Origin of the sequence: Streptomyces pacificus (assembly GCF_011766325.1) — a bacterium.
Classification (GTDB): domain Bacteria; phylum Actinomycetota; class Actinomycetes; order Streptomycetales; family Streptomycetaceae; genus Streptomyces; species Streptomyces pacificus.
In genome coordinates, this window is sequence record NZ_BLLG01000025.1 from 25,637 (window position 1) to 42,715 (window position 17,079).

The following is a 17,079-nucleotide window of genomic DNA, read 5'->3' on the forward strand; positions in this document are numbered from 1 at the left end:
TTGAGCACATCTGAAGTAGACGCCCCTCCCGGCCCCCTGGCTAGATTCGATTCGCCGGGCTGTTTCCAGGGATTCGAGAGGGGCGGTCTTCTGCCGTGTCCAGTTTTTTTGGCGCACTCCGCCGCCGATTGCTCACGCCGCGTGTTTCCGAGACGACCATGGAAGTGCGCGGATTTCATGTGAAGAACGCGGAGGCAAAGGCGCGGCTCGAGCTCATAGGAGAGGTGTTTCTCGAGGGATACGCGTACGCCGTGGAAGCCGCTTCCCCGGCCGAGGCGGAAGAACTGCTGGAGAAAGTCGCACCGGACATGCGCGGCTTCGCCTACGAGGGCGCCGGTATGGGCGCGGCGGTGTACGACTCGCTGCCGGGGCACGGCGGCCGCCTGGAGGGGCTGCTGGCCGGCGAGGGCCGCCACCACGACTACATGGTCCACGTCGGTGTCGGCTGGGCGATGGCCCGCCTGCCCAGGCCCCTGTGGCCCGACATCCGCACCACCGACCCGCTGCTGCGCTGGCTGGCACTGGACGGCTACGGCTTCCACCAGGCGTACTTCAGGACCGGCGCCTATGTGCGCGATCCGAAGGCGCAGCACCCGTTCCGGTGGAACGGCGGGCACAACCACTACACGCCCCACGCCATCGACCAGGGCATAGGCCGCGCCCTGTGGTTCGTCGGCGGCACCGATCCCGAGGTCGTCACCGACCTGATCCGGGCCTATCCCGAGCGGCGCCACGGCGACCTCTACGCGGGCGCCGGACTCGCCTGCGCCTACGCGGGCGGCGTGAGCGAGCACGAGCTCGCGTACTTCGTCGCGAGCGCGGGCCGGCACCGCCGGTCGCTCGCCCAGGGGGCCGCGTTCGCCACCGAGGCACGCGTCAAGGCGGGCACGGTCAACAGCCACACCCACCTGGCGGCCCGTGTCGTGTGCGGCACGACGGCCGAGCGGGCGTCGCGGGTGTGCCGGGACACCCGGCCCGAGGCACCCGGCCGGGGAGCGGCCCCGGACTACGAGACCTGGCGGCGCGACATCGCCGAGGAACTCGCTTCAGAATCGCTCATCTCGAAAGGTGCCGACCAGTGACGGTCACAAAGAACTGGCTCCGCAGGAATTCACCGGGAATCGTCGCGCTCGCCCTGATGGTGAGCACGTTCTACGCCGTGCGGCTGCCCGAGTCATCGGCTTCCGAAGTCAACAAGCTGGCGAAGAACTTCGCATTCGAGCCGATGTCCATAGCCATGCCCGCCGGATTCCCGAAGCAGGAGGTGCGGAAAGTCAACAAGGCGTACGAGCACATCGACGCATGGATCTCCTCGGTCGGCGCCGGTATCGCGGTAAACGACCTCGACGGCGACGGGCTGGCCAACGACCTGTGCGTGAACGACGTGCGGATCGACCAGGCCGTGGTCACCCCGGCGCCGACCCGGAAGGACGCCTACGCGCCGTTCGCCCTGGACCCGGCACCGCTGGGCACCAGCACGACCATGGCGCCGATGGGCTGTATGCCCGGCGACTACGACGAGGACGGACGCATGGACCTCCTCGTCTACTACTGGGGCCGCACGCCGGTCATCTACGTGAACAAAGGGGAGAAGGGGAAGCCGCTGACCCCGGACTCCTTCACGGCGACCGAACTGCTGCCCGGCAAGCCCGGCAGGACCTACACCGGTCCGCTGTGGAACTCCAACGCGGCCGCCGTCGCCGACTTCGACGGTGACGGCCACAACGACATCTACATCGGCAACTACTTCCCGGACAGCCCCGTCCTGGACCCGTCCAAGGACGGCGACGTCACCATGAACGCATCGCTGTCGCACGCCCAGAACGGCGGCGGCGGCCACTTCTTCCGGTGGACCGAGGACGGCTACGAGAAGACCGACGGCGCCCTCCCGCAGAGCCTGAACAAGGGCTGGTCGCTCGGCGCCTCCGCCGCCGACCTCGACGGCGACCGGCTGCCGGAAATGTTCCTCGCCCACGACTTCGGCACCTCGGCGCTGCTGTACAACACCTCCACCCCAGGCAAGATCCGGTTCTCCGAGGTCAAGTCCGCGCACAGCGGCACGGTCCCGAAGTCCAAGGAACTGGGCCGCAGCTCCTTCAAGGGCATGGGCGTCGACTTCGGCGACCTGGACCACGACGGCATCTACGACATGTTCGTCAGCAACATCACCACGTCGTTCGGGATCCAGGAGTCGAACTTCGCCTTTCTGAGCGACGCCGACTCCCGCTCCGAACTGCAGGGCCGCTTCAAGAAGGGTGAAGCCCCGTACACGGACAAGTCCACCGATCTGAAGCTGGCCTGGTCGGGCTGGGGCTGGGACGTCAAGACGGGCGATTTCGACAACGACGGCGACCTGGAGATCACCCAGGCCCTCGGCTTCGTCAAGGGCAAGCACAACCGATGGCCGCAGCTGCAGGAGCTCGCCACCGCCAACGACGCCCTCGTCCCCAACCCGGTGTGGTGGCCGAACGTCAAGCACGGTGACGACATCGCCGGCAGCCAGCGGATGCGGTTCTTCGCCAAGGACCCCGGAACCGGCGAATACCACAACCTCTCCGGGGCCCTCGGCATCGGCGAGCCCGTCCCGACCCGAGGCCTGGCCACCGGCGACGTCGACGGCGACGGACGGCTCGACCTGGCGGTCGCCCGCCAGTGGGGCGAGCCGGTCTTCCTGCACAACGTCGCCGAGACCACCGGTTCCCACCTGGGCCTGAAGCTCACCCATCCGGACGGAGCGCCCGTGGTCGGCGCGGAGGTCCGCGTCCGGCTGCCCGACGGCACCGAGCGCGTCACCCGTCTCGACGGCGGCGGCGGCCACTCCGGCAAGCGCAGCACCGACGTCCATATCGGTCTGGGCAAGGACGTCCGGGACTCCGTCCCGGCCGTGGTCGCCTGGCGCGACCGTACCGGTGAGGTCCACGAGCAGAAGCTGAAGCTCACGCCGGGCTGGCACAGCCTCGAGCTGGGCACCGAGGTCAAGGAGAAGTGACGATGTCCGCAACGAAGACCGCCGCCGCACCACGGCACAACCCGAAGGTCACGACGGCGCTGCGCCGGTTCGCGATCTCCATCACCGTGCTCAACGTCTTCGGCTACACCGTCCTCGGCTTCGAGCAGCCCTGGACCTGGCCGTTCATCGCGCTGGCGACCGCCTACACCGTCGAGATCGTCCTGGAGCTCTTCGGCGCCCGCGCCGAGAAGCGCGCGCCGCGTTTCGCCGGCGGCGGGTTCAAGGGCCTGGTGGAGTTCCTCTTCCCGGCCCACATCACCGCCCTCGCGGTGAACATGCTCATCTACGTCAACGACCTGGTATGGGTCATGGTGTTCGGGGTGATCGTCGCCGTCGGCACCAAGTGGGTGCTGCGCGCCCCGGTCAAAGGCCGGATGCGGCACTTCATGAACCCGTCGAACTTCGGCATCGCCGTCATCCTGGTGCTCTTCCCATGGGCCTCGATCGCCCCGCCGTACCACTTCACCGAGTACCTCGACGGCGGCTTCGACTGGCTCGTGCCGGCGATCATCATCGTCCTGGGCACGATGCTCAACGCCAAGCTCACCGAGCGCATGTGGCTCATCCTCGGCTGGGTCGGCGTCTTCGCCCTCCAGGCGATCGTCCGCGGCCTGCTGTTCGGCACCTCCATCCCCGCCGGCCTGGCGATGATGACCGGCGTGGCGTTCGTGCTCTTCACCAACTACATGATCACGGATCCCGGTACGACCCCGTCCTCGAAGTGGGGTCAGATCGCCTTCGGCGGAGGCGTCGCCGCCCTGTACGGCGTGCTGACCGCGATGAGTATCGCCTACGGCCTGTTCTTCGCCACCGCCCTCGTCTGCGCCGTCCGCGGCGCGTTCCTGTGGACCGCCGACATCGTCTCCAGGAAGCGCGCCGAGGAGGCCCTGGCGCTCGACGCCGTCACCCGTTCCGTCACCGGGGCCGAAGCAGCCGCCGAGAGCGGAGCCGCCGCCCGGACCGGCAGCACCCCGGCGTGCGCGTGCCCCGAGGGCGCCTGCGCCTGCCCCGTCCCCGTCCCCACCCCGGCCGCGTCCGTGCCCGCGTCCGGGACCCCGGCGTGCGCGTGCCCCGAGGGCGCCTGCGCCTGCCCCGTCCCGGCGTCCGCCGAGGTCGATACCGAGAAGGTCCCGGTGCCCGCATGACCAGAATCGCCATCGTCGGCATGGCCTGCCGCTACCCCGACGCCACCGACCCGAACGAGCTGTGGGACAACGCCGTCGCCGGACGGCGCGCGTTCCGCCGCCTGCCCGACGTCCGGATGAACCTGGACGACTACTGGGACGCCGACCCGGCGGCCCCCGACACCTTCTACGCCCGCAACGCCGCGGTCATCGAGGGCTACGCGTTCGACCGGGTCGCCCACAAGATCGCCGGCAGCACCTTCCGGTCGACCGACCTCACGCACTGGCTCGCCCTCGACACCGCAGGCCGCGCGCTCGCCGACGCCGGGTTCGCGGGCGGCGACGGCCTGCCGCGCGAACGCACCGGCGTGGTCGTCGGCAACACCCTCACCGGCGAGTTCTCCCGCGCCAATGTGATGCGGCTGCGCTGGCCCTACGTCAGGCGGGTGATGGCCGCGGCCCTCAAGGGCCAGGACGGCTGGGACGAGTCCCGGACCGCGGAGTTCCTCGACGACGTCGAGACCACGTACAAGGAGCCGTTCCCGGCGGTCGACGAGGACACCCTCGCCGGCGGACTCGCCAACACCATCGCCGGCCGGATCTGCAACCACTACGACCTCAACGGCGGCGGCTACACCGTCGACGGCGCCTGCTCCTCCTCGCTGCTGTCGGTGACCACCGCCGGAACCTCGCTGATCAACGGCGACCTCGACGTCGCCGTCGCGGGCGGAGTCGATCTGTCGATCGACCCGTTCGAGATCATCGGCTTCGCCAAGACCGGCGCGCTCGCCAAGGGGGAGATGAAGCTGTACGACCGCGGCTCCAACGGCTTCTGGCCGGGCGAGGGCTGCGGGATGATCGTGATGATGCGGGAGAAGGACGCTCTCGCCGCAGGCCACCGCGTCTATGCCACCATCGCGGGCTGGGGCGTGTCCTCCGACGGCCAGGGCGGCATCACCCGCCCCGAGGCCGGCGGCTACCGGCTGGCCCTCGCACGCGCCTACCGGCGGGCCGGGTTCGGCATCGAGACCGTACGGCTTTTCGAAGGCCACGGCACCGGTACCGCCGTCGGCGACGCCACCGAGCTCACCGCCCTGATGGGCGCGCGCCGGGAGGCCGACCCGGCCGCCCCGGTCGCGGCCGTCACCTCCATCAAGGGAATGATCGGCCACACCAAGGCCGCGGCCGGTGTCGCCGGGCTGATCAAGGCGGCCATGGCCGTCGACAACCAGACCCTCCCGCCGTCCATCGGCACCGTCGACCCGCACGAGCTGCTCGCAGCCGGCAACGCCAACCTCAGGGCGCTGCGCAAGGCCGAAGCCTGGCCCGAGGGCGGCCCGCGCCGCGCCGGCGTCACCGCCATGGGCTTCGGCGGCATCAACACCCACGTCGTCCTGGACGAGCCCGCCACCCGGCGGCGCCCGGCGCCCAGCCGCCGATCCGCCGCCCTGGCCGGCTCGCTGCAGGACTGCGAACTGCTCGCCGTCGACGGCGAGTCGCCGCGCGAGCTGCGTGCCCGTCTCACCGAGGTCGCCGCCTACGCCGCCCGGGTCTCGTACGGGCAGGTCGCGGACCTGGCCGCCACGCTGCAACGCGAACTGCGCGGCCTGCCGCACCGCGCGGCGGTCGTCGCCTCCTCCCCGGAGGACGCCGAGCGCCGCCTGCTGTACCTGGCCGAACTGCTCGAAGCGGGCGAGAGCACCCACACCGCCGCGGACGGCCGCAGCTTCATGGGCCGGACCGCCGGCCGCGCCCGGATCGGTTACCTCTTCCCCGGACAGGGCTCGGGCAGCGGCACCGGCGGAGGAGCGCTGCGCCGCCGCTTCCCCGAAGCCGCCGAGGTCTTCGAGCGGGCCGCCCTGCCCACCGCCGGCGACATGGTCGCCACCGATGTGGCGCAGCCGCGCATCGCCACCGGCTCGGCCGCCGGCCTGCGCGTACTGGACTCGCTCCGCCTGGAGGCGGCCGTCGCCGTCGGGCACAGCCTCGGCGAACTCTCCGCCCTCCACTGGGCCGGCGCCCTCGACGAGGAGACACTGCTGGAGGCGGCCCGGGTCCGCGGGCGGGCCATGGCCGAGCACAGCGCCTCGGGCACGATGGCCTCGCTGAACGCCGAGCCCGAGCGGGCCGAGGAACTCGCCCACGGCCTCGGCGTCGTCATCGCCGGCTACAACGGCCCCGAACAGACGGTGGTCGCCGGACCGGTCGCGGACATCGAGGAGGTACAGCGCCGGGCCGGTCTCGCCGGCGTGGCCTGCACCCGCCTCGAGGTCTCGCACGCCTTCCACTCGCCGCTCGTCGCCGGCTCCGCCGCGTCCTTCGGGGCGTGGCTCGACGGCACCCGCCCCGGCGAGGTCTCGGGCCGGGTCGTCTCCACCGTCACCGGCGGCGAACTCCCCCGTGACGCCGACCTGGCCGGGCTGCTCCGCGAGCAGATCACCGGACCCGTCCGCTTCACCCAGGCGGTGAGCGAGGCCGCAGCGAGCGTCGACCTGTTCGTCGAGGTCGGCCCGGGACGGGTGCTCAGCGGACTCGCCCAGGCCACCACCGGTGTGCCCGCCGTCGCGCTGAACACCGACGACGAGTCGCTTCGCGGCGTCCTGCAGGTGGCCGGCGCCGCGTTCGTCGCGGGTGCGCCCATCGCCCTCGAACGGCTCTTTGAGGACCGGCTGATCCGGCCCCTGGAAGTCGGCCAGGAGTTCTCCTTCCTCGCCAACCCCTGCGAGCAGGCGCCGCGCGATGTGCCCGCCGCGGCAGGGTGCCGGGCGCGCCCGGCCGCGCCGGCCCGCGCCGCGGCCCTCCGGCCCGAGCAGAGCACACCGGCCGAGCCGGCGGGGCCCGCCGCCTCTGCGGCCGCCCCTGCCGACGGCGGGCCGTCGGGCGAGGGCGGAGCCGACGCACTCGACGTGCTGCGCACCCTCGTCGCCGAACGCGCGGAGCTTCCGGCTGATCTCGTCGGCCCCGACAGCCGCCTCCTGGACGACCTCCACATGAGCTCGATCACCGTGGGCCAGATCGTCAACCAGGCGGCGGCCCGCCTCGGGATCGCCGCGGCCCAGGTGCCGACCAACTTCGCCACCGCCACCCTCACCCAGCTGGCCGAGGCGCTGGAGACCCTCGTCGGCACCGATGGCGCGCAGGAGCCCGCCGCCGGCCCCGTGATCGCGGGCGCCGCCACCTGGGCGCGGCCCTTCGCCGTGGACCTCGACGAACTGGCCCGGCCTGACGCCGCGGCCGACGGAACCGACGGCGCGTGGGAGCTGTTCGCCCCCGAGGGGCACCCGTACGCCGAGCGCCTCCGGCAGGCTCTTGCGACGTCCCGGCTGGGCTCGGGCGTCCTGGCCGTCCTGCCGGGGAACTGCTCCGCGCAGGAGCTCGACCGGGTGCTCGCGGCCGCGAAGAACGCGCTCGCCGGCGGCGGCGAACGGCGCTTCGTCCTGGTGCAGGACGGCCGCGGCGCCGCGGGGCTGGCCAAGACCTTGCACCTGGAAGCGCCCCACCTGCGCACGACCGTCGTCCACACTCCGCCGACACAGGACACGGTGGAGCGGGTCGTCGCCGAGGTGGCGGCGACCAGCCGGTTCACCGAGGTCCACTACGACGAGGCCGACGTGCGTCGCGTGCCGACGCTGCGGGCCCTGCCGGTGGAGCCGCTGCGCACCGACGCGCCTCTGGACGACGCCGACGTCCTGCTGGTGACCGGCGGCGGCAAGGGCATCTCCGCGGAGTGCGCGCTGGCCATCGCCCTGGACACGGGGGCGAAGCTGGCCGTGCTCGGCCGCTCCGACCCGGCCGGGGACCGCGAACTCGCCGGGAACCTGGCGCGGATGCGCGACAGCGGCGTCACCGTGCACTACGCGCGTGCCGACGTCACCGCGCCGGAGCAGGTCACGGCGGCCGTCGCCGAACTGGAGGGCGAACTCGGCAGGATCACCGGCCTGCTGCACGGCGCCGGCCGCAACGAGCCCGCCCCGCTCACCCAGCTCGGCCCCGAGGACTTCCGACGGACCTTCGCCCCCAAGGTCGACGGACTGCGCACGGTCCTGGAGGCGGTGGGAGCCGGCAATCTGAAGCTGCTGGTCGCCTTCGGCAGCATCATCGGCAGGGCGGGCCTGCGCGGCGAGGCCCACTACGCAACCGCCAACGAGTGGCTGGCGGATCTCACCGAGGACGTCGCCCGCAACCACCCGCAGGTCCGTGCCCGGTGCGTGGAGTGGTCGGTGTGGTCCGGAGTCGGCATGGGCGAGAAGCTCTCCGTCGTCGAATCGCTGTCCCGGGAGGGCATCGCACCGGTCTCCCCGGACCAGGGCGTGAAGATCCTGCTGCGCCTGGTCTCCGACCCGGACGCGCCCGTCGTCACGGTCGTCAGCGGCCGTACGGAGGGCATCGGCACCGTCCGCCGCGATCTGCCGGCGCTGCCGATGCTGCGCTTCACCGGTACTCCGCTGGTGCGGTACCACGGCGTCGAGCTGGTCACCGAGGTCGAACTGAACGCCGGCAGCGACCCCTACCTCGCCGACCACCTGCTCGACGGCAACCTGCTGCTGCCCGCCGTGATCGGCATGGAGGCCATGGCCCAGGTCGCCTCCGCGGTCACCGGCCGCACCGCGGCGCCGGTCATCGAGGGCGCCGAGTTCCTGCGGCCCGTCGTGGTGCCGCCGAACGGCAGTACCCGGATCCGGATCGCGGCGACCGTCACCGGCGCGGACACCGTCGATGTCGCCATCCATGCCGAGGACACCGGATTCGTCGCCGAGCACTTCCGGGCGCGGCTGGTCTACACCGACGCACCGGCACCGGACGGTCCGCCGTTCCAGGTGCCCGAGGACACCCCGGTCGTCCCCCTGGATCCGGCCGCCGACCTGTACGGCAGCGTCCTGTTCCAGGGTGCCCGTTTCCAGCGGCTGCGCCGCTTCCACCGGGCCGCCGCCCGGCACGTCGACGCCGAAGTCGCCGTGCAGCGGCGCCCCGAGGGCTGGTTCGCCGGCTTCCTGCCCGGCGAGCTGCTGCTGGCCGACCCCGGTATGCGCGACTCGCTCATGCACGGCAACCAGGTGTGCGTCCCCGACGCGACGCTGCTGCCCTCGGGCGTGGAGCGGATCCATCCGCTTCTCTCCGGGGACCACGTGCCCGGCCAGCTGCGGTACACCGCGGTCGAGCGCAGCCGGGACGGCGACACCTACGTGTACGACATCGCGGTGCGCGACTCAAACGGCACCGTCGTCGAGCGCTGGGACGGCCTGAGCCTGCACGCCGTACGGAAGAACGACGGCTCCGGCCCCTGGGTCGCGCCGCTCCTCGGACCGTACCTGGAGCGCTCGCTCGAGGAGGTCCTCGGCGGCCGTATCGCGGTCGCCGTCGAACCGCACGGCGACGCACCCGCGGGCTCGGTCGAACAGCGCCGGGGCTTCACCGCCGACGCGGCCTCCAGGGCGCTCGGCACCCCCGTCGCGGTCCGGCACCGCCCCGACGGCAGGCCGGAGCTGGAGGCGGGTACGCACATGTCCATGTCGGCAGCGCACGGTCTGGGTGTCACCCTCAGCGCGGTCTGCGACACCGAGGTGTCCTGCGACGTCGAGGCCGTCACCATGCGCTCGCCCGCGGAGTGGAAGGGCCTGCTCGGGGGCCACGCGGCCGTCGCGGAGCTCGTCGCCAGGGAGACGGGGGAGGCGCCCGACACCGCCGCCACGCGGGTGTGGAGCGCCGTGGAGTGCCTGGCCAAGGCCGGGATCATGGCGGGAGCGCCGCTGACGGTGCTGCCGCGCCGCAGAGACGCCTGGGTGGTCTTCGCCGCCGGCGACCTGCGGATCGCGACCTTCGTCACCGCCTTGCGCGACGCCCTCGAGCCCGCCGTCTTCGCCTTTCTCACGCACACATCGGATCCCACCGAAGGGCGGTCCTAGACCATGGCGGAAGACTACTTCGAGTACCGGCACACGGTGGGCTTCGAGGAGACCAACCTCGTCGGGAATGTGTACTACGTGAACTACCTGCGCTGGCAGGGCCGGTGCCGGGAGCTGTTCCTGCAGCAGAAGGCACCGGATGTGCTCGCCGAGGTGCAGGGCGACCTGAAGCTGTTCACGCTGAAGGTGGACTGCGAGTTCTTCGCCGAGATCACCGCCTTCGACGAGCTGTCCATCCGGATGCGGCTGTCCGAACTGGGCCAGACCCAACTGGAGTTCACCTTCGACTACGTCAAGGTGACCGGCGGGGCGCAGGTGCTGGTCGCCCGGGGCCGGCAGCGGATCGCGTGCATGCGCGGCCCGAACACCGACACCGTGCCCTCCCGTGTGCCGGAGGTCCTGGCGCGCGCCCTTCAGCCGTACGCCGCCCGGGGCCGGGCTCTGACGGGGCAGGTGGCATGAGCACCCTGACCGCCGCAGCGCCGAGGTCCGCCGCCGGCGACCCCGCGAGGCTGCGGCGGGCACTGGGGGCCTTCGCCACCGGAGTGACCGTCGTGACGGTAGGCGGAGCCTCGCCTCGGGGCATGACCGCCAACTCCTTCACCTCGGTGTCGCTGGACCCGGCCCTGGTGCTGGTGTGCGTGGGAAACGACGCGGTGATGAACGGCGCCCTCGCCGAGGCCGACACCTTCGCGGTGTCGGTCCTCCACGCCGGGCAGGAGGACGTGGCCCGGCACTTCGCCGACCGGTCCCGGCCCATGGGCGCCGAGCAGTTCGACGCCGTCGACTGGCTGCCGGGCCGGGCGACCGGCGTCCCGCTGATCGCGGGGGCGGCGGCCCACTTCGAGTGCGTGCGATGGGGCGCCTACGACGGCGGCGACCACACCATCCGTGTCGGGCGGGTGATCACCCTGGACGACCTGCCGGACCGCGACCCGCTGGTGTTCCACCGCGGCCGCTTCCGGCAGCTCGCAGGCCAGGCGCAGGCAGGCGCGGCATGAGCGTCCATCCGCCCGGCCCGTCCGTGTGGGCCCTGCCCGGTCTGCTGCGCAAGCTGGCGGTCGACCGGCTCGGCATGATGCGCGACGCGGCGGCGCTCTCCGACGCCGTCCGGGTCTCCCTGGGTCCGAAGAAGATGTACATCTTCAACCGGCCCGACTACGCCAAGCACGTGCTGGCCGACAACGCCGCCGGCTACCGCAAGGGCATCGGCCTCGTGGAGTCCCGCAAGGTCCTCGGCGACGGCCTGCTCACCAGCGAGGGCGAGCTGTGGCGGACCCAGCGGCGCACTGTGCAGCCCGCGTTCCGACCCGGCCGGATCGCCGCCCAGGCCGGGGCCGTGGCGGAGGAGTCCGCCCGGCTGGTGGAGCTGCTCGGCGCCCGCGCCGGCGCGGGTCCCGTGGACGTGCTGAGCGAGGTCACCGGTCTGACCCTCGGAGTGCTGGGCCGGACCCTCATGGACACGGCCCTCGACCGGTACGACGGCATCGCGCACGCCTTCGAGGCCGTACAGGACCAGGCGATGTTCGACATGGTCACGCAGGGCCTGGTGCCGACCCGGGTGCCGCTGGGGACGCAGCGGCGGTTCCGCAGGGCCCGCCGGGAACTGACCCGGACCGTCACCCGGCTCGTCGCCGATCGCAGCGCCCGCATGACCGAGGGCGACGGCGCCGACGACGCGTTCGCCCGGATGATCCTCGCGGCACGGGAGCACGGTGATCCGGCCGTCGGCCGCCGGCTCCTCCGGGAGGAGCTGGTCACGCTGCTGCTCGCCGGTCACGAGACGACGGCGAGCACGCTCGGCTGGACCCTGCTGCTGCTCGCCCGGCACCCGCACGTCCGCGATCTGGTCCGTGAGGAGGCCCGCTCGGTGCTGGCCGGCGGCCGCGTTCCGGAGGCGGAGGACCTGCACAAGCTCACGTACACGACGCAGGCCGTGCAGGAGGCCATGCGGCTGTATCCGCCGGTGTGGATCCTGCCGCGGGTCGCCCGGAGCGACGACGAGGTCGGCGGGTTCGCCGTTCCGGCCGGCGCCGACGTGCTGATCTGCCCGTACACGCTGCACCGCCACCCGGACCTGTGGGAGCGGCCGGAGCGGTACGACCCGGGGCGCTTCGACCCGGCGCGGGTCGCGAACCGCCCGCGGTACGCCTACATCCCCTTCGGTGCGGGGCCGCGGTTCTGCGTGGGCAGCAACCTCGGCATGATGGAGGCGGTGTTCGTCACGGCGCTGGTCACCCGGGATCTCGACCTTGCCGTGGCGCCCGGGCACGAGGCGGTCGCCGAGCCGATGATGTCCCTGAGGATGCGCGGGGGACTGCCGATGACGGTCCGTCCTGCGGGCTGAGGGCGCCGGGGCGAGTCGGTGAGCGGGGACGGACGAAGGCCGGCCGCGGTGCTGTCCGCCGCGGCCGGCCTTCTCCGCGGGTGCGCGTGTGTCCGGGGCCGGCCCCGGGTGGTCGCGGCGGCCGGGCGGCCCTCCCTTCGCGCGCCGCGCCCTGGCCGCACGCGGCGGCGGGGACGGGCGGTGGGGCGGGGACGCTTCCCGGGCGGACTGCCGCCAAGGCCCCGCCTCCTCCTCTTCCTCTCGTGGCCCGGCCCCGGCATCAGGCCGCGAGGCCCCGGGTGTCGGTCCGCAGGTCGAGCAGGGCCGTCAGGACCGGCGGGTCGAGGGACTCCACCGGGCGCAGCGTGATCTCGACGGGCAGCAGAAGGGTGTCGGCCTGCACGCTGAGCGGACCGTAGCGGCCGACGGACACGATGTCCTCGTCGCCGGTGCCCGACGCCAGGTGCTCGTAGCCGTAGGGGACCGAGTGGACGAGTACGTACCAGGTGCCGGCCGGGATGTCGTACAGCTCGAAGGAGCCGGGGCCGTCCAGGACGGTGCAGCGCACGGGGCGGCCCTGGGGGGCGGGGGCCGGAAAGAGGCCGAGGAAGCAGCTGCCCGGGGCGCGGTCCTCGGGCAGGGTGGCGCGGCCGCGCAGGACGTTGCTCGCGAAGAGGCCGTCTCCGGCACGGCCGGTCTCCATGGCGGGGGTGAATCCGCCGAGTTCCCGGAACACGCTGGGAGAAACGCCGACGCACGCTTTGAAGCGGGAGCTGAAGGTGCCCACACTGCTGTATCCGACCTGACTGCTGATGTCGGCGACACTGAATCCGGTGTCGACGAGGAGACGTTTCGCCTCCTGAAGCCGGAGAGCGGACAGGAAGCGGCCGGGAGACGTACCGGTCACGTCTCGGAACGCCCGGGTGAAGTGGAATTTGCTGAACATGGCGGTGCGCGCCATGTCGTCGATTGTCAGATCCTGACCGAGATTTGTGTGCATATCCTGGATCACCTTGCGGACGGCACGCTCGATGGCGGTGGAGGTCACCGTTTCTCCCTGTCGTTGAGTTGACGATGTCCGGCCCCGTCAGTGCCGGGATTCCGAGGCCTGCCGTGCGGTGGTGGCGGGCGCGATGTCGGTCAGGCGCCTGCTGCTCAGGTCTTCGGCGAACCTGCGCCAGGTCTGCGCGCACTGCAGGGCGAGTTCGGCCACCGTGGCCGTGCAGTGCGGGGGGACGGCGTCGAGCTGCTGCCGCCAGGAGTCGTCCACCAGGAAGTGGGTGTGGAGCCAGCGCAGGAAGTGCCGGCCGGTCTCGGAGTGGCGCAGCGACGGGTCCCCGGCGAGGTTGCGCAGCGTCTCCAGCGAGGTCCGGCTCCGTCCGGAGCTCCCGGACGCCGGCTGCGGCACCGCCGGCCTCATGGGTCTGGCCGGGGGCTTCGCTCCGGAAGCGGCGGGCCGGCCGGCGCCGGGGGTGACGGCCGCGCGGTTCGGGACGGCCGCGGTGGCGCGGCGCTGCTCGGGAACCGGCGACTCGCCGCGCCGCAGACGCTGCCGCACGTCATGGGCGGTACCGAGGGACAGCCCGGTCTCCTTGACGATGGCCCGCAGCGGCAGATCCGGCCGGCTGGCCATCAGCCGGGCGGCGTGCAGGCGCTCGGTGGTGCGGTCCAGGGGATGCGCCTTGCCGTCGCTGCCTATGCGGGTGTTCGACCGTTTCGCATCCCCGGTTGAACTGCGGCGCACGGCGGCGACCGTCTTCGCGTCGAGTCCCGTGCAGATGGCCACGGCGCGGTCGGACAGGTCCGTGTGCGAGCGCAGGATGCGCGCGGCGGCGGCCTTGCGGTCGCCGACCGTCAAGGGGAGGCCGTGCGCCGTGTTCGCGGATACCGACCGCAGGAACAGTTCTTCCTCGGGGCCGTCGAAGTAGTGCGCCTCCACGCTGTCCCGGCCGATCAGCGCGGCGGCCGCCACCCGGTGCGAGCCGTCGACGACGCGCATCGTCGGGCGGTGGACGAGGATCGGCGGAAGCGAGGAGTAGGTGTCGGCGAGCCGTCGCACATGGTTCTCGTCGACACCGTTCGACCGCGGTGAATCCGCCGGAAGGAGGGCCTCGATCCAGATCCGGTGAGTGAGGTTCGCGGGCAGTTCCAGACGCTTGTCAGTGCTCTCCATCTCCACCCCCCTGGGTCGGATACGGGCCGCCACTGCGTTCCGCCTCGTCTCCGCGCAAGGCCTGGGAACCACGGAACGCGACACGCATCCCCAACGGTAACCGGTCGATCGTTTTTCTTTTAGGCCGAGCGGAAGCGATGCTTCGACTTCGTCTGGTTGCGTAGTGCAACTCGCGTTCGGTGAACGCCATATGCATTGGTTGTTTGAAAGAACTCAGCAGTTCTACGTTCTTCTCGTCGCCAGCAGGAAGTCCCCACCCAGCCACCGGAGGATGAGTTGCCTGTTGTGAGAAGGACCAGAAGGATCCCCGAGCGCAAGGTCGACATCGCAGCCGCTGCCACCCTCACCCTCGAGGCCTACGCGGACACGATCGTGCCGGGGGAGAAGCGCTGGCCCGGAGACCGGGCCGTCGCCGGGGTCAGCACCGGCGGCGGCGCCGTCGCCTGCGGAGCCCTCGACCTGCTCCGCTGGGACGCCACCGGCATCCACGACGGGCTCGAGGACCTGGCGAGCCGGGTCGACGGCCACGCCAGGGCCTACGCCGAGAAGACCGGTCGCACGCTCGACCGGACCGTCCCGCCGTTCGTGTCCCTCGACTACGACGACCGCGTCCGGCTCGTCCGGGAACTGACCACGCCGGGCCACCCGGAGAAGGACTTCTGGGTCCTGCTCTCCCTCTTCTGCAACATGGCCTTCGACTCCGCCGCCCATCTGCACACCGACGAGGCCATCGAGAACGGCCACCCGGGCCTGGCGGCCATGGGCATCACCGTCCCGGACGCCGACGGACTGTGGCGCTTCCAGGACTTCGGCTACGGCCGCCGGCTCGCCGGCCTCCACCCCGACACCACCCCCTCCGGGAGCCCGGCATGAGAGGCACCACCGAGAAGACCGACGTCCTGGTCATCGGCAGCGGGTTCGGCGGCGCGATCGCCGCCTACCACCTGGCCGCCGGCGGCGCCAAGGTCACCGTCCTGGAGCGCGGGCCCTGGCTGAAGAGCGACGAGTTCGAGCACGACTACAAGCTGGGCTCCTCCTACACCCGGATCTTCGACTTCGTCGTCGGCGACGGCATGAGCGTGCTTGGCGGCAACTGCGTCGGCGGCGGCAGCGTCGTCTACTTCGCCGCCATGCCGCGCGCTCCCCGGTTCGTCTTCGACCGGCACGGCAGCATCGGCCGCCGGATGTGGCCGAAGTCCGTCAGCCGCGAGACCCTCGACCCGTGGTACGACCGGATCGAGGAGTCCCTCTCGGTCGGCAAGCAGGACTGGGCCGACGCCTCCTACGCGGGCGGCCTGTGGGCCGCCGCCTGCAACCACGCCGGGCGCACCGCCAACCCGCTCGCCGCGGCCGTCGACAACTCCAAGTGCGTCAACTGCAACTTCATGATGGCGGGCTGCCGCTTCGAGGCGAAGCAGTCGCTGACCGTCAACTACCTGCCCGGCGCGCTCGCCCACGGCGCGGAGATCCGCCCGCTGCACGAGGTGCAGCACCTGGAGCGGACCCCCGAGGGCGACTACCGGGTCCACTACAACATCGTCGACGACGAGGACTACCGCCTGCAGAGCGGCTCCGGCGTCATCGAGGCCAAGATCGTCGTGATGGCCGCCGGCGCAGCGGCCACCCCGGTCATCCTGGGGCGCAGCGAGGCCCGCCTGGGCGCGATGCCGCACGCGGTCGGCCGCTACTTCTCCGGCAACGGCGAACGCCTCAACACCGCCATCCTCGACGAGGACAAGGTCGCCGAGGTCCTCGGCCTGAGCCGCGGCGAGGGGCAGCTGCCCTACGGCGCCAACGCGATCGGCAAGGGCCCGACCGTGGCGAGCTGGGACAAGCTGGACGGCTCCCTGCCCGAGTACTCCCGCTACTCCCTGGAGCAGCTCTACTTCCCGCCGGGCCTCGGCACCATCCTCGCCCAGGTGCCCGACGCCTCAGGACCGACCTGGTTCGGCAGGGAGAAGAAGGAGATCCTCAGGCACTGGAAGTCATGGCTGACGATCTTCAGCATGACCGAGGACGACAACGAGGGCGTCTTCGGACCGCCGCCGGCCACCGGCAACGCCCACCGCATCTCCCAGCAGATGCTCGGCCGCGGCAACCTCTCGTACAAACCCACCGAGAACACCTGGCACGGATGGCGCCAGGCCGACGCCGACGTGAAGGAGATCCTGGAGAAGGACGGCCTCGCCAAGGTGATGCCGTGGACCAACGACCTCGTCGGCGCCTACACCGTGCACCCGCTGGCCTCCTGCCGGATGGGCGACGACCCGCTCACCTCGGCCCTCGACGACACCAACGAACTGCGCGGCCACTCCGGCATCTTCGTCACCGACGGCTCGGCCGTCCCCGGCGCCCTCACCGTCAACCCGGCGATGACCATCGCCGCCCTCGCCGAGCGCGCCGTGCCCCACATCGTGGCCGCCGCCCGGGCCAAGGGCGTCGCCGTCACCTACGGCGCCCCCGCCCCCACCGGCTACAAGGGCGGACGTGACGCCGTACTGCCGCTGCTGCGGAGGAAGCAGCTCGCCGGCGTCTGACTCGCC

Annotated in this window: 11 protein-coding genes; 9 read left to right on the forward strand and 2 right to left on the reverse strand. The window is 72.0% G+C overall.

What is annotated here, in order from left to right:
* Positions 1 to 95 precede the first annotated feature (95 nt).
* Genes SCWH03_RS26370 through SCWH03_RS26400 form a run of 7 tightly spaced genes read left to right on the forward strand, consistent with a single transcriptional unit; the run spans position 96 to position 12,384 of the window.
* Positions 96 to 1,082, forward strand: coding sequence for a DUF1702 family protein (locus tag SCWH03_RS26370; protein WP_173267115.1), 987 nt, complete (start codon positions 96 to 98; stop codon positions 1,080 to 1,082).
* A 56-nt stretch (positions 1,083 to 1,138) separates the two neighbouring features.
* Positions 1,139 to 2,989 (forward strand): CRTAC1 family protein, encoded by a 1,851-nt coding sequence (locus tag SCWH03_RS26375; protein ID WP_173267176.1) that lies wholly within the window; start codon positions 1,139 to 1,141, stop codon positions 2,987 to 2,989.
* 2 nt (positions 2,990 to 2,991) lie between these two features.
* A complete protein-coding gene (locus tag SCWH03_RS26380) occupies positions 2,992 to 4,155 on the forward strand; it encodes an enediyne biosynthesis protein (RefSeq protein ID WP_173267117.1) in 1,164 nt (387 codons plus the stop codon).
* Positions 4,152 to 10,037 (forward strand): type I polyketide synthase, encoded by a 5,886-nt coding sequence (locus tag SCWH03_RS26385; RefSeq protein ID WP_173267119.1) that lies wholly within the window; start codon positions 4,152 to 4,154, stop codon positions 10,035 to 10,037. Before SCWH03_RS26380 ends, SCWH03_RS26385 begins: the two co-directional genes overlap by 4 nt.
* A gap of 3 nt (positions 10,038 to 10,040) precedes the next feature.
* Positions 10,041 to 10,499 carry an acyl-CoA thioesterase gene (locus SCWH03_RS26390; RefSeq protein ID WP_173267120.1) on the forward strand — a complete coding sequence of 153 codons (459 nt, stop codon included), beginning with the start codon at positions 10,041 to 10,043 and terminating at the stop codon, positions 10,497 to 10,499.
* The gene (locus SCWH03_RS26395) at positions 10,496 to 11,038 is read left to right on the forward strand and encodes a flavin reductase family protein (protein ID WP_173267122.1); all 543 of its coding nucleotides are present in this window, start codon (positions 10,496 to 10,498) and stop codon (positions 11,036 to 11,038) included. The genes SCWH03_RS26390 and SCWH03_RS26395 overlap by 4 nt, the downstream gene beginning before the upstream one ends.
* Positions 11,035 to 12,384, forward strand: a complete 1,350-nt coding sequence (locus SCWH03_RS26400) for a cytochrome P450 (protein WP_173267125.1) — start codon at positions 11,035 to 11,037, stop codon at positions 12,382 to 12,384. The genes SCWH03_RS26395 and SCWH03_RS26400 overlap by 4 nt, the downstream gene beginning before the upstream one ends.
* Before the next feature lie 259 nt (positions 12,385 to 12,643).
* Here SCWH03_RS26400 and SCWH03_RS29450 read toward each other — a convergent pair whose 3' ends face one another.
* Together SCWH03_RS29450 and SCWH03_RS29455 are read right to left on the reverse strand one after the other, a co-directional pair.
* Positions 12,644 to 13,411: a helix-turn-helix domain-containing protein gene (locus SCWH03_RS29450; protein WP_254077042.1), complete on the reverse strand. Its 768-nt coding sequence runs from the start codon at positions 13,409 to 13,411 to the stop codon at positions 12,644 to 12,646.
* A gap of 39 nt (positions 13,412 to 13,450) precedes the next feature.
* Entirely contained in the window at positions 13,451 to 14,536 is a 1,086-nt protein-coding gene (locus SCWH03_RS29455; protein ID WP_254077043.1) for a ParB/RepB/Spo0J family partition protein, read from the reverse strand.
* A gap of 285 nt (positions 14,537 to 14,821) precedes the next feature.
* Between SCWH03_RS29455 and SCWH03_RS26410 the strand changes: the two genes are divergently transcribed.
* A complete protein-coding gene (locus SCWH03_RS26410) occupies positions 14,822 to 15,409 on the forward strand; it encodes a DUF5987 family protein (protein ID WP_173267128.1) in 588 nt (195 codons plus the stop codon).
* Positions 15,406 to 17,073 carry an FAD-dependent oxidoreductase gene (locus tag SCWH03_RS26415; RefSeq protein ID WP_173267131.1) on the forward strand — a complete coding sequence of 556 codons (1,668 nt, stop codon included), beginning with the start codon at positions 15,406 to 15,408 and terminating at the stop codon, positions 17,071 to 17,073. The genes SCWH03_RS26410 and SCWH03_RS26415 overlap by 4 nt, the downstream gene beginning before the upstream one ends.
* Positions 17,074 to 17,079 lie beyond the last annotated feature (6 nt).